Genomic DNA, 13,946 nt, shown 5'->3' with positions numbered 1-13,946 from the left:
GTTTTCTTCGCTTTAATTCGTGATGAATTACAAGCTGTAGTACATATCAAATTCAACTGGGTGAGTAGTCGTGTTTAGACGACGAACTTCTTCAGTTTTAAGCTCGATATAAGCATCAAGCATTTCTTTCGTGAACACGCCACCTTTTAACAGGTAATCATGATCCGCTTGAAGTGCTTCAAGCGCCATATCCAGGCTATGCGCCACTGTAGGGATTTTTGCTTCTTCTTCCGGTGGAAGATCGTACAAGTTCTTGTCAGCAGCCTCACCTGGGTGGATCTTGTTTTGAATACCGTCAAGACCAGCCATCAACAATGCCGCGAAACCTAGGTACGGGTTCATCATTGGATCTGGAAAACGCGCTTCAATACGCTTGCCTTTCGGGCTAGACACGTAAGGAATACGGATAGATGCAGAACGGTTACGCGCTGAGTAAGCAAGCATAATGGGTGCTTCGAAATGTGGAACCAAACGCTTATACGAGTTTGTAGAAGGGTTAGTGATCGCATTCAAAGAACGGGCATGTTTAATTACACCACCGATGAAGTACAACGCCATTTCTGAAAGGCCTGCATATTCATCACCAGCAAACAGGTTTTTGCCGTCTTTAGAGATCGACATATGCACGTGCATACCAGAACCGTTATCGCCAACCATTGGTTTAGGCATAAAGGTTGCTGTTTTTGCATATTGATGCGCAACGTTCCAAACCGCATATTTGAACTGTTGAACTTCGTCTGCTTTACGCACCATAGTGTTGAAGCTCACACCAATTTCTAACTGGCAAGAAGCAACTTCGTGGTGATGTACTTCTACACGACCTGGACCCATGATGTCTTCGATACGCGCACACATGTCTGCACGCATGTCATGTGAAGAATCTACAGGAGGAACTGGGAAGTAACCGCCTTTTACGCGTGGACGGTGACCAGAGTTACCGCCTTCGTAGTCTTTGTTAGTTGACCAAGCAGCTTCTTCAGCGATCAATGTATGGCGCGCGCCAGACATGTCGATTTCCCATTTTACTTCGTCAAATACGAAGAATTCTGGTTCTGGACCAAAGAATGCAGTGTCACCGATACCGGTAGATTTCAAATATTCTTCTGCACGGCGCGCAATCGAACGTGGGTCACGATCATAACCTTGACCAGTTGATGGCTCGATTACGTCACAAGTTACAACAACTGTTGGCTCTGCAAAGAACGGGTCGATAAAACCTGTTGCCGCATCCGGACGTAAAATCATGTCCGATGCTTCGATGCCTTTCCAACCTGCAATTGAAGAACCGTCAAACATTTTGCCGTCTTCAAATGTATCTTCATCAATACTGTCTGCTGGATAAGTAACGTGTTGCTCTTTACCCTTGGTATCAGTAAAGCGAAAATCGACCCATTTTGCGCCACTTTCTTGTATGAGTTGAAGGACCTTGTTCGCCATGCTCATTTTGCTCCGATGTTTTTGTTGCACCCGTGAAGTGCGTGTTAGCAGTTGATAGTTATTAAGCAATTACCATACCAACTTTTAAAAGTATAGATAAAATCTTGAATTCTTTATAAGAATTCATGAATTAATAAAAATACTTTGCGGCTATTATACTAGCTGCAAAACTAAATGCACTATATTCAAGCATTCTTCATTTATTTTATTTCAGCTTTATTTTTTAGCGCACCTAAATAGTGCAGTGGTGAATAAAAATGTATTAGAAACATAATTTTTTATAGTGGATATGCTGCTTTTTTCAACTTTTGTTTAGTTTTTATTTAGTTTTAGCTAAGAATTAAGCATTTTTTATGAGATATCAGTAAAGAAAACTTCCGGATTGACTTAGGATCACCTGATTATTTTGAGGCATTTTCTTTAACTATACTTTTGAAATAAAATTTTATATCACGCGGTCTGATTCAAGTGATGTTTTTTTCACCAAAAAATTTTAATCTTTTTTTAACTTTCTTTTTAATTTTTAAGTTCTACTCTAAAACTAATCATACTTATAACTTTCTAATGGTAAGTCTATTACTTAAAATAATGATTCAATAATTTCCATTCTGTTTAGATCGGCTTCTTAAGCCATCAAATTTGATGAAATTGTTGCGCCGAATATGGCTATTTTTTGCTATGATGAAGCGTGCTTTATTTTCACACAATGAAATCAATGATTTAGTTGTGTTACACAAGTGCTTGCAATAAGCGCGAATTAAAGTACGATCGGGACAACTTTAGCACAGTTAAGTGCATTAATTTCAATAGGTTAAGCTCATGCTTTTAATGATCGACAACTATGACTCCTTTACTTATAACATCGTCCAATATTTTGGCGAACTGAATCAAGAAGTAAAAGTAGTCCGTAATGATGCCGTGACATTGGAAGATATAGAGCGATGGCAACCCAAGTATTTAGTGATTGGTCCTGGACCGTGCTCGCCAAGTGAAGCAGGAATTTCTATTCCTGCAATTCAGCATTTTGCTGGTAAAATTCCCTTACTGGGCGTTTGTCTTGGTCACCAGAGTATTGGTCAGGCATTTGGCGGCGATATCGTGCGTGCCAAACGTGTGATGCATGGCCGTCTGTCTGATATGTACCACAGTAATACCGGGATTTTCAGCAATCTTCCTTCTCCATTTCCTGCAACGCGCTATCATTCACTGGTGATTGATCAAGCTACCTTGCCTGAATGTCTGGAAGTCACCTGCTGGACCAATGAAGCGGATGGCTCTATGGAAGAAATTATGGGTGTGAAACATAAGACATTGCCGGTCGAAGGCGTGCAGTTCCATCCTGAATCGATTCTGAGCCAGCATGGTCATCAAATCTTTAAAAACTTTCTCGAAATTTATGCCTAAGAACACCTTATGAATATTCAACAAGCTTTAAGCAATATTACTAAAAACATTCACCTGACTCAGGATCAAATGCAAGACGTGATGCGTGCCATCATGTCAGGTGAAGCGACCGATGCCCAGATTGGTGCCCTGCTGATGGGCTTACGTCTTAAAGGCGAAAGCATTGATGAGATTACCGCAGCTGCACGTGTCATGCGTGAACTTGCCACTAAAATTGATGTCAGTGACATTCCTTATCTGGTCGATATCGTCGGCACAGGCGGTGACGGTCAAAACCTGTTTAACGTTTCTACTGCCTCTGCATTCGTGATCGCAGCAGCGGGCGCAACCATTGCCAAACATGGTAACCGCGGCGTTTCGACCAAATCAGGTTCGTCAGATTTGCTGGAACAGGCCGGGATTAATCTGGACCTGAATATGCAGCAGACTGAACGCTGTATCCGTGATGTCGGTGTCGGCTTCCTGTTTGCACCGAATCATCATCAAGCCATGAAATATGCAATCGGCCCACGTAAAGAATTGGGGATTCGCAGTATTTTCAACCTGCTCGGTCCTTTAACCAATCCGGCTGGCGTACAACGTCTGGTCATTGGCGTATTTTCCAATGAACTCTGCCGTCCAATTGCCGAAGTTATGAAACAGCTCGGTGCTGAACATGTGATGGTAGTACATTCACGTGATGGTCTGGATGAAATCAGTATTGCCTCTTCAACTCATGTTGCTGAACTGAAAAATGGTGAAGTCACTGAATGGGAAATTATTCCTGAATCGGTCGATATTGAGTCGCAAACCCTGACCGGACTGATTGTGGAAGATTCTGCGCAAAGTCTGGCTTTGATCAAAGATGCGCTGGGCAAGAAGAAATCAGACATCGGTGATAAAGCCGCGAACATGATCGCGCTGAATGCCGGCGCGGGTATTTATGTCTCCGGTTTAACCAGCAGCTATAAGCAAGGTGTTGCGCTGGCACATGACATTATTTACGGCGGTCAGGCACTTGAAAAAATGAGTGTGCTGTCTGAATTTACCAAAACCATTAAACATTACGAAGCTTAATTCGGTCAGGGATTTTGATCATGGTGGATATCGCAAACACAATTTTAGGCAAGATTGTTGACCGTAAAAAAGAAGAGTTTGCCCTACATTTAAAGCAGAAAAGCTATAAAGATCTGGAAGAACTGGCACAAGGTGCATCACCTGTGCGTGGTTTTGCCCGGTCTTTAGTGTCGAAACGTCCGGGTGTCATTGCTGAAATTAAGAAAGCTTCGCCATCTAAGGGCATTATTCGCGAGAACTTTAACCCTGCGGAAATTGCAGCACAGTATCAGGAGGCAGGCGCAGCCTGTTTATCGGTGCTGACCGATGTAGACTTTTTCCAAGGACATGATGACAACATTCAGATTGCCCGTTCACATTGCGACCTGCCTGCACTGCGCAAAGACTTTCTGATCGATCCTTATGGAGTTATCGAAGCACGTGCTCTGCATGCAGACTGTATCTTGCTAATTGTGGCTTGCCTGTCTGATCAGCAGTTAGAAGAAATGTCTAAAACTGCATTTGAACATCATCTGGATGTACTGGTTGAAGTTCACGATGAAGAAGAACTATCCCGTGCTTTAAAACTTTCTGATCGTTGTCTGCTCGGTGTAAATAACCGTAATTTAAAAACCTTTGATGTGGATTTAAACACATCATTACGTTTGAAAAAATTACTGGACCCTTCACGCCTGCTGGTGACTGAAAGTGGTATTGCCACACCTGCGGATGTTGCGATGATGCAGAAAAATGATATTCACGCCTTTCTGGTCGGCGAAAGCTTCATGAAACAACCACGTCCGGATCATGCTTTCCGCGATCTGTTTGGTGAGCCTGAAGCGGTTTAAAATGTAAATGCTCACCTAAGCATTAAAAAAGCCCAATCTCAGGATTGGGCTTTTTTATTTTCAATATTGAAAAGTAGATCATAGATTCTCGAGCGTATTTAAAATCCTCAGCAATGTCATGAACGCAATTCAGTTCTCCTTTGTCTATTTTCAGACTATAATTCTTGTAAATTCCGCATCTCCCTTGTTTTTACATTATGAGTAAACACGATTCTTCATTATCTAAAGATCAGTACAACCTGCTGAAATCTTTTAAGAAGCAAATTACACAGCCGCAAACGCCTGCGGTCGTTGCTGCACCTGTTGAAAAGACTGTCGAGCAAGAAGCGTTAGAAGAACTGAAATTATTCCGCAAGCAAATGCAGGGCGTACAAAAAATTGAATCGGGAAATACGGTTCAACTGGACAAACCACGCAAGAAAAAGCCGGATGCACAAATCTTGGCAAAGCGTGCAGCGGCTACTGGCCCGCTGGAAACAGAGGCAATGGCTTTATCAGATACTCAGGCCATGCTCAATCCTGTCGGCAGTCAGGCCAACTTGAGCTATCGCATCGCCACCTTGCAGCATAAAGTGTTTGAAGACTTGAAAGCCGGTAACTTGCGCTGGTTTGAAGCTGTGGATCTGCATGGCTGTACCGTGGAAGAAGCGCGTCAAGCCGTGCTGCAGATTATCCAGATCGCCAAAGATGAAAACCAGAACGTGATTAAAATCGTACATGGTAAAGGTCCAGAAGCGATTTTAAAAACCTATGTCAACGGCTGGCTGCGTCAGCATCGCGATGTTTTGGCTTTTGTCAGTGCACCTGAAAAGCAAGGTGGTACCGGTGCGGTATTGGTTCTGCTCAAACGTGCAGAAAAGAATCCAAAGTTCAAACAGTAAACGGTTTTAGCCTCAAAACAAGGCATTGTAAAAGTTTTCTGCTACAATGCCGTCCTTGTTCATTCTCAGTTTAAGTGAATACGTCATATGACTATGCAGCAATCCTACGCAAACATTCTTACTGCCGTTGGCGAAGATCTAAATCGCCCTGGTCTCAAAGATACGCCTGTGCGCGCTGCGAAAGCATTTTCATATTTAACCTCGGGTTATAGCCAGACACTTGAAGAAGTGACCAACAAGGCAGTCTTCCCTTCCGATAACCGTGAAATGGTACTGGTCAAAAATATCGAATTTTATTCGTTATGTGAGCATCACTTATTGCCATTTTATGGCCGCGTTCATATCGCCTATTTGCCTGAAGGTCATGTTTTAGGCCTGTCTAAATTTGCCCGCATTACTGAAATGTTTGCACGCCGTTTACAAATTCAGGAAAATCTGACTCAGCAAATTGCAGAAGCAGTGGCTGAAGTCACCAAAGCACGCGGTGTTGCAGTAATGATTGATTCTGCGCACATGTGCATGATGATGCGCGGTGTAGGCAAGCAGGAATCAACCACACGTACGGTATCATTTATTGGTGATTTTAAAACCGACAAAGAAACACGTCGTGAATTTTTAAGTGCGGTTCCAGAAAGCTATTAATTATTAAAGCTTAAAAATAAGTTACTCAAAGCCTCGATCATTCGGGGTTTTTTGCTTTTAAAGGAAGAGGATATCAATACTTAATTCAAAAGCTCACTTGCTATAAATAACACCTGGTAACAGGGTTTAAAGACCTGTCCCAAAACTTGCTATGTTTCAGTCTAGAACTCAAACAATTCCTGCTTGTGTTTGCAACAAGCCTACACTTGGATACACGATAAAGTTTTAATCTCACCGGTCTCCCCTTAAAGTAATTTAAAGTTGATATACAGCAAAGCGCTTTATATCTTTCTGATTGATTTTTAATGATAAGGAAAGTAACCATGGCGAATAGTAAAAATAACCAGGCGAAAGACAGCAAAAAATCAGCAAAAACTGCTAAAAAGACCCAAGATGAGAAACTGAAAAAGTCGAATAAGAGTAGTGACAAAGACAGTGATCGCAAAGTCACTAAAAAAGCGGCGAGCAGTAAATCTAAAGCGGCATCTTCTAAGAAAGACAATGCCAGCAAAGATGAAAAAGTAAAGGCAAAGAAAAATTCGAGCTCAAAAGCCAGTGATAAAGCGAAAGACCAAAAGACTTCTTCCGCGAAAAAACCGGCTAAAGCAAAAAGCAGCAACAAGAGTAAAGACGACACTAAAGTGAAAAAGTCTTCTTCAAAAAAATCGGCACCTGCTAAAAAGCAGTCGAGCAGCTCTTCTAAGAGCAAGTCAACCAAGGCTAAAACCTCGAAGACCAGTTCGAAAAAATCGAAGTAAAATGAAAAGCCCCTAGCTCTAGAAGACAGGGGCTTTTCTGTATCTTGTCCTTTCGTTTTTATAATTTGTATTAGCTGAAATATTGAGTCATTTTAAATTTCAGAAAAGGCCGAATATGAAGTCATCTGCCAAAGTAACCCCACCAAAACGTCCGTCACGTGTAGTTTCGAATAGTTTTGATTATTCTCTGGACTTTGCAAAGATTAATTTTCGTAAACGACCCGAGCTCTACCGGATTGGCCGTGGTGAACAAGGTGTATTACTGGTTGAGCCTTATAAATCGGAAATCCTGCCACACTGGCGCTTTGCAGATGAAGCAAAAGCCCAAGCCAGTAGCGAGAAAATCTATCAGCTTTTTCTAGACTATTTAAAACAAGAAGATTTTATTGGTGCGGACATGGCACGCAAGTTTTTACAGATGGGTTTTACCCGTGCCCGGCGTTATGCCAACCATAAAGGTGGCAAAAAATACGACGGTCCGGTTCCGGAAGACAAAAAAGGTTTAAGTGGCGCGCATGGCCGTTCCGAGCTGCCCCGCAATCAGGAAGATCCTGTTAAAGCCGCTGCTGCCAAAATTTTTAAACAGAAATGGGATAAAGCTAAAAATCATCCCGAATATCTTCAGCAAAAACAGAAATTTCAGGAATTTATAGAGCAGCAGTCTGCAACTGGCTAAAAACCTTTCATTTAAACTGAGAGTGGCTGTGCGACAGGGTTCAAGGACTGATGAGCCATATAAACTCTGTTACGCCCGTTGTTCTTCGCCATATACAAGGCAGAATCTGCCGCATTCAGGAAGCGCTGATAATCCGGATGTCCATCATAAAGCACACAACCAATACTGACCGTAAATTTAAACTGCTGGCCTTGTGCCGAATTAATCATGCCATTTTCAATATATTTACGAATACTTTCGGCAATATTCAGGGCACGTTTCTCATCAGTATCCACCAGTAATAGCAAAAACTCTTCACCGCCGACCCGGAAAGCATAATCACTGCCCTGACTGTATTTTTGCAATGCTTCGGCCAGAAATTTCAAGGCCAGATCACCTGCTGCATGTCCAAATTTGTCATTAATACTTTTGAAATAATCAGCATCAATGGCAAGTAAAGACAAAGGCGTATGATTCTTACGGGAAAAAGTGATTTCACGTGAAATAATGGTATTCAAATAACGACGATTCAATAACTGGGTCAATGAATCATTACCTGATTCAATATATTCGGCCACCTGAAATAACTGATCTACTAACAACTGAATCTCACGGTTCAAGTCACGGATTCGTTGGATCAGTCCCAGCATATTGTTTTTGTCCGTACAGTCCATAATATCTTGATTAAGTTCATCGACTTGATAAATTCGCTCAATGATTAAATCGACCTGATCAGAGCCGGTAAAAGCATAAGAGGCTTTATGAATAAACCATAAACCAAACTCCGACTTGGACAACATCGGATGATTCAATTTTTCATGCTCAGAAAAGACCTTGAACATGAGCTCATTTTCCCAGTCTAGCAATGAACTGCGCTGTTTATCTTTTTGTACGGCCACATCCTGCATTGCTGAAAAAACACGATAACTGTGTTTAATTTCCTGATTCATGGCTGTTTTAGCTTCATAAGATCGGCACATGACTTCTGTGGCAAATCCCATGATCTGGACAATATAACTGCAGGTGGTCAACATACTGTGGTGAGGATTCTCATCCAGCAGTTCAAACATTTTACGCTCAATTTCACGCACACCGCGCATGATCAGCCAAGACGGAATTCCGACACGCGCATGCACATGCCCCACCATCGCCTGTTTCTGCACGGCATCGGCATAGCGTTTATTAATTCCCACACTAAAGCTTTCAAGTAGCCAAGCATTTAAAGTGTCGCGCAAGCGCTGTTGAATCAAGTCATCAGAAAAGAATTCTGCAGATTCCTTTTCAAGGAGCATGTTTTTATAGAATTCTTCCACCAGAATCAGGGAGTGATCTTGAATAAAGTGAAAGGCATGCAATAAGTCATCAGATGAATAATTTTGACAGATCTGTTCCCATTGCTCGGCCAGTCTTGCCATGCATTCATTATTCATACTGTGTGTTCCCCAAAACCTTGCAATTCGCACTCACATTATGTGACAAATATAACAAATATCAGGTATTTTTCCTAAAATATCGACCAGATTATTTGTACCCAACCTAGCCAATTTTTTTATACAAGGGAAAACCGAACAGCAGCCTCATGGATACACAGCACTTTATGAATAGTGTTAATCAGTTTTAACTCAATCTTAAAAATACCGGATCAAACCAAGACTCCATTGATCCCAGTCTTTGGACTGCTGTTGCTGATATTCCCAAGACAGCCGAAGTGCATGTTGTGGATTGAATGCATATTGGAGTTCAGTATTCAGTTTCAGCTGCCAGCGATGCGAATCTTCCCAATAAGGCAGTTCCACCTGCACCAGACTGTTAATCTGATCGCTCCAGATATTCTGGCACCCCACAGTAGGGCCAGCACCTACGCGCCAGCCTTGATCCAGTGCCTTGCCTGCCTGTAGCTGAGTTTGCATTTGCGCATAACATAGATGTTCACGGCTGGCATTTGCCCAGCTATAACCACCCTGAGTTTTTAAGCTGGCGACGCCATGCTGTTCATCTTCACTAAACTGGCCATGCGCATCCAGTGCCTCCTGTTTCCAGCCCAGATTAAAACCCCAGGATAATGGCGTATTAAACGGATTGACCGGGTTATAGGAATTGACAGTAAATAGATCCAGATGTTCCAGCTTGAGCTCACTGTCACGATATTGCAAAGCCCCATCTAGAAACAACAATTGTGTTCCGGTTCGAAAACCACCTTGCGGGTCGATGAGATCATGATAGGCCTGCCGATGGCCAAGCTGGACAAAGGATTCACCCTGAACCTGTCCGGCCTGAAGACTGATATTTCGTGCATGATGGCTTTGTACTGGATCTGTTTTTGGACGTTCCGGCGCTTTACGCTGTTTCTCGATATCCAGCTGGCTTCTTAAACCCAGTAACTTGCGGAAACGTGGCTGGGAAAATGATTTATCGACTGTTTGTCGGAGAAAGTCCAGATATAAATGATCATAGGCCATTTCCAGAATTTTGGCCTGATCTTCTGCCGGATAGGGCTGCAAGATTGAAGGCATTGCACCTGTTTCTGCATAAGCCAGCTGATGCGCAGTTTTTGCCAGCGCTTTGCCATGCTGTCTGGACTGTGCCAGCAATTGAGTTTCAAGCGCCGGACGGTAAACTTTCTGTTTGATCAAGCCCTGCTGTTCTACTACTTTTAGTGTTTCAATCGGAATCGCAGTCGAATTAAACTGTTTCTGTAGATTTAGCTCGGGACGTACCAGATCAAACAGTCCCAGTAGGCGATAAGCGCAATTATCACTGATAAAATAATAAGGGAAACTTACATTTTGCATTTCCCAGAGATGCTGTACCAAAAACCTGGTTTCTTGCGGACTTAAGTTTAATTCATATTCCCACAAATCCCGGCTTTCAAAGTCACCATACTCTTTGACCTTGCGGTAATACGGCATCAGTGAATATTCACCCGGATATTGTCCAGTCAGCCCTTTCCAGGCAAAGGACCAGTTGTCATTGCCATCGACCGTCGCAGCATAGTTGACCGCATAAGAAATCAGATTGAGTTGTTGCTGGTCTTTAGGGTCCAGACGCAACAAGGTATGACCAAACATCGAGCTGGGATTACCCATAAAATCCGTGGCATAGATCAGGGTTGCCTGATAAGGCTTGACCTCGCCAATCCATTTATCCAAATCCGGGCAACTGACCGCAGGCAATTGTTGCTCGGAAATATTCAATTGCTGCATTAACCAGCTGCTGCGTGCAGGAAACTTACAGCGGACGGACTGATTCGGCTCTGCGCTCAGGAATAAAGCCTGAATGTTATGCTGCATTTCTTTTTTTAGATCAGTTTTTCCCTGCTCTGCCAGGAAATAGCCCGAATAGTTAACCTCGCTATGACCTTGGGGATTGGCATACATGAGACGTTGCCAGGTAGTGCTCTGATCCAGATGCTGAGTTTCGGCCTGAGCGATATAATGCTGGATGTCTGGATTAATTTCGCTAGAAAAACTTAAAGGGCTGAATGTCAGGCCCAACATGAAGAACGCATATTTCATTCAGTTAACTTATTCTCATCAATTTCTTTTAGTCATAAGAAAACCCTGCTAGAACAGCAGGGTTTTTAGGGTGCGGATCAGATGTAGGATTTCAATACTTCATCTTTGGCCATCACAGTTTGTAAGGTGCTTAAAACTTGTAATGTATTCTGGTTTTCTTCGGAATAAATTTCAGAGAAATTCTGCTTGGAAACGCTAAAGAAACGAGCTTTATCTTCAGATTTAATATTCAAAAGTTCAGCCAGAACATTCAGGCTTTCACCCTCTCCAACTGCCATATCACGCGCCAATGCTTCAGCGTTTTCATTGGTAAAGGTCACCACTTGAGCGGTTACGGTACCGCCCTGGCTACAACCTAAAGTACCAAAAGTGATCCCGAGCCACTGATTCGTGAACAGAACGTTGGTCGTACCTGCAAAGAGTTTAGGAATAATACCAGACTGACCCGCCCACACCTGGCTTCCGATACCACAACCGACATCTCGGTCAGCCATCGCCATGCTTGAACCAGTCGCCAATACCGCCGCCAGCATAATTTTTTTCAACATAGTTATTCTCCAATTATTCTCATGCAATCTTTGTTATTACTCTAATAATGTAATTTAAATTACATACTCAGCAGAGTAGCGACAAGTCAAGTTTGGCGCAATTGAAAAAATGTATGCTTTACATAAACATAACCTGATTGATTTTACTGTTCCTTGAGCGCCCAATCGCCTTGTGAATTACGCTGTCCCAAGATTTTCAGTACTAACACCAGACTCAGCAATAACAACAAATACCAGGAGCCCAGTTTGCCCCATCCCACCATATGCCATTGCTCAATCTGGCTTGGATAGAGCCAGATCTGGTAAAAGGTACTGATGTTCTCGGCAATCCAGATAATAAACGCCAGAATCAGCAGTACGGGTAACATCGGCAACTGAAAAGTATGCCGATTCAGCTGAAAGCGAATTCTGGTTTTCCAGAACATCAGCACGCTCCAGACAAATAAAATCACCCGATAATCGGGAATAAAAAACTTGCTCATAAAGTTGATATAAGACAAGACAGCCAATGTCAGCATATGGCTAAAACGCGGCAATTTTTCAAATGAAACCTGATATAGACGTAAAGAGCGCGCAAAAAAACTGCCGACTGCAGAATACATAAAACCGGCAAATAAAGGCACGGTCAGGATTTTAAATATTGCGGGTTGAGGGTAATGCCAGGAAGCAATTGCCGGATGGGTCAGGAAGATTTCCATCACCATGGCCATGAGATGAAATAACGCAATCACTTTGGCTTCAGCCCAGGATTCCAGTTTGGTATAGAGCAATATCACCTGAATCAGCAAAGCAAAAAAAAGCAGATAGTCATACCGGTAAAAACCAAAGAAGAGATCGCTGCCCATAGAAGCAGTCAGCGCAAAAGCGAGCAGGAGTAAAATCCCAAATAAGGCAGCCGAAGCTGCCTTATAAGTAAATTCAAACCCTGATTTGAATAGATCGATCAAGGTTTACATCCTAAAGATATTTGGCACTATACTCATGTACGGTATCAATAAATGCTTTTGGATTCGCCGGATCAACCCACTGGGTAATACCATGACCTAAATTGGCAACATAACCGGTTTTCTCGCCATTGGCATAGGCATCATCCAGCATGGCTTTTGTCGCTTTAATGATGGTGTCTGATGAACCATATAAAGTTGCAGGATCCAGGTTACCCTGAAGTGCTGCACGACCAGCAACCGTTTGACGAGCGACATTCAATGGCATGGTCCAGTCCAGACCAAATGCATCTGCGCCTGTCGTAATCATCGGTTCCAACCATTGACCGCCACCTTTGGTAAACAGAATTACCGGAATCTTGCGGCCGTCTTTCTCACGTTGCAAACCAGCGACAATCTTCTGCATATAGTTCAGCGAGAACTCGATATATTCACGATGTGCTAATGCCCCACCCCAACTATCAAAGATCTGTACCGCTTGTGCACCCGCATCGATCTGCGCATTCAAATATTCAGTCACTGCATCAGCCAGACGATCCAGCAAAGCATGCAAAACTTCAGGCTGCGCATACATCATCTGTTTGGTAAAACGGAAATCCTTGCTTGAACCGCCTTCGACCATATACGTTGCCAGAGTCCATGGACTGCCCGAGAAACCAATCAGAGGAACGTGACCGCCCAAGGCTGAACGAATGGTCGAAACGGCATTCATCACATAATCCAGATCCGACTTGGCATTAAATGCAGGCAGATTGGCGACATCCTGTTCGGTACGGATGGTCTTGTGAAATTTCGGGCCTTCACCGGCTTCAAAATACAGCCCCAGTCCCAAAGCATCCGGAACCGTCAAGATATCCGAGAATAAAATCGCGGCATCAAGATCATAACGGCGTAAAGGCTGCAAAGTTACTTCACAGGCCAGTTCAGTATTCTTGCAAAGCGAAAGGAAATCTCCTGCCTTGGTACGCGTTTCGCGGTACTCAGGCAAATAACGGCCAGCCTGACGCATCATCCATACTGGCGTAGCATCTACAGGCTCACGCAACAATGCGCGCAGAAAACGATCATTTTTTAAGGTCGTCATTCACATTCCCATCTTTCTTTGACATTGCCAACATCATAGCAAAAAGGCCGCAGTTTTAATAACTTCTGACAACTTTAAAAACCGATCGGATTGAACGGCAACCTAGTGATTTACACAAAACAACTACTGCATCTCCACATTTTTTCTGTAATACTTATAGTGTTTTTTCACATAGTTAAAGAAATAATTCTTAAG

General features: G+C 43.0%; 13 protein-coding genes. 7 read left to right on the top strand and 6 right to left on the bottom strand.

Annotation, left to right across the window (positions count from 1 at the left end; genetic code table 11):
- Positions 1–27: 27 nt before the first annotated feature.
- Positions 28–1,443 (bottom strand): type I glutamate--ammonia ligase, encoded by a 1,416-nt coding sequence (gene glnA, locus BFN00_RS11890; protein WP_004279641.1) that lies wholly within the window; start codon positions 1,441–1,443, stop codon positions 28–30.
- Between the two features lie 813 nt (positions 1,444–2,256).
- Here glnA and BFN00_RS11885 point away from each other — a divergent pair.
- From BFN00_RS11885 to BFN00_RS11855, 7 genes are all read left to right on the top strand, one after another.
- Complete coding sequence (locus BFN00_RS11885; RefSeq protein WP_071851871.1) at positions 2,257–2,841, top strand: anthranilate synthase component II; 585 nt, start codon at positions 2,257–2,259, stop codon at positions 2,839–2,841.
- A gap of 9 nt (positions 2,842–2,850) precedes the next feature.
- On the top strand, positions 2,851–3,897 hold the full coding sequence (gene trpD, locus BFN00_RS11880; protein WP_004279589.1) for an anthranilate phosphoribosyltransferase: 1,047 nt from the start codon (positions 2,851–2,853) through the stop codon (positions 3,895–3,897).
- A 20-nt stretch (positions 3,898–3,917) separates the two neighbouring features.
- On the top strand, positions 3,918–4,724 hold the full coding sequence (trpC, locus tag BFN00_RS11875) for an indole-3-glycerol phosphate synthase TrpC (protein WP_071851869.1): 807 nt from the start codon (positions 3,918–3,920) through the stop codon (positions 4,722–4,724).
- Positions 4,725–4,921: 197 nt separating this feature from the next.
- Positions 4,922–5,605 carry a Smr/MutS family protein gene (locus BFN00_RS11870; RefSeq protein WP_071851867.1) on the top strand — a complete coding sequence of 228 codons (684 nt, stop codon included), beginning with the start codon at positions 4,922–4,924 and terminating at the stop codon, positions 5,603–5,605.
- Between the two features lie 93 nt (positions 5,606–5,698).
- Positions 5,699–6,247 (top strand): GTP cyclohydrolase I FolE, encoded by a 549-nt coding sequence (gene folE / locus BFN00_RS11865; RefSeq protein ID WP_004730181.1) that lies wholly within the window; start codon positions 5,699–5,701, stop codon positions 6,245–6,247.
- Positions 6,248–6,570: 323 nt separating this feature from the next.
- Positions 6,571–7,005, top strand: a complete 435-nt coding sequence (locus BFN00_RS11860; RefSeq protein WP_004646396.1) for a hypothetical protein — start codon at positions 6,571–6,573, stop codon at positions 7,003–7,005.
- Positions 7,006–7,120: 115 nt separating this feature from the next.
- Entirely contained in the window at positions 7,121–7,681 is a 561-nt protein-coding gene (locus tag BFN00_RS11855) for a DUF4385 domain-containing protein (RefSeq protein ID WP_071851865.1), read from the top strand.
- Between the two features lie 11 nt (positions 7,682–7,692).
- Here the strand turns inward: BFN00_RS11855 and BFN00_RS11850 are convergent, their stop codons facing one another.
- The 5 genes from BFN00_RS11850 to hemE form a co-directional block, all read right to left on the bottom strand.
- Entirely contained in the window at positions 7,693–9,090 is a 1,398-nt protein-coding gene (locus BFN00_RS11850) for a diguanylate cyclase (RefSeq protein WP_071851863.1), read from the bottom strand.
- 198 nt (positions 9,091–9,288) lie between these two features.
- On the bottom strand, positions 9,289–11,175 hold the full coding sequence (locus BFN00_RS11845) for an Lnb N-terminal periplasmic domain-containing protein (protein WP_071851861.1): 1,887 nt from the start codon (positions 11,173–11,175) through the stop codon (positions 9,289–9,291).
- Positions 11,176–11,252: 77 nt separating this feature from the next.
- A complete protein-coding gene (locus BFN00_RS11840) occupies positions 11,253–11,723 on the bottom strand; it encodes a DUF3015 family protein (protein ID WP_004279577.1) in 471 nt (156 codons plus the stop codon).
- Positions 11,724–11,866: 143 nt separating this feature from the next.
- Positions 11,867–12,670, bottom strand: a complete 804-nt coding sequence (locus BFN00_RS11835; protein ID WP_004646389.1) for a DUF817 family protein — start codon at positions 12,668–12,670, stop codon at positions 11,867–11,869.
- Between the two features lie 10 nt (positions 12,671–12,680).
- Entirely contained in the window at positions 12,681–13,751 is a 1,071-nt protein-coding gene (gene hemE / locus BFN00_RS11830; protein ID WP_071851859.1) for a uroporphyrinogen decarboxylase, read from the bottom strand.
- Positions 13,752–13,946 lie beyond the last annotated feature (195 nt).

The organism is Acinetobacter sp. AR2-3 (genome assembly GCF_001878775.1).
In the GTDB taxonomy this organism is placed as follows: Bacteria; Pseudomonadota; Gammaproteobacteria; order Pseudomonadales; family Moraxellaceae; genus Acinetobacter; species Acinetobacter lwoffii_D.
Note: the sequence above shows the minus strand (reverse complement) of the source record. Positions and strands in the feature narration are given on the sequence as shown.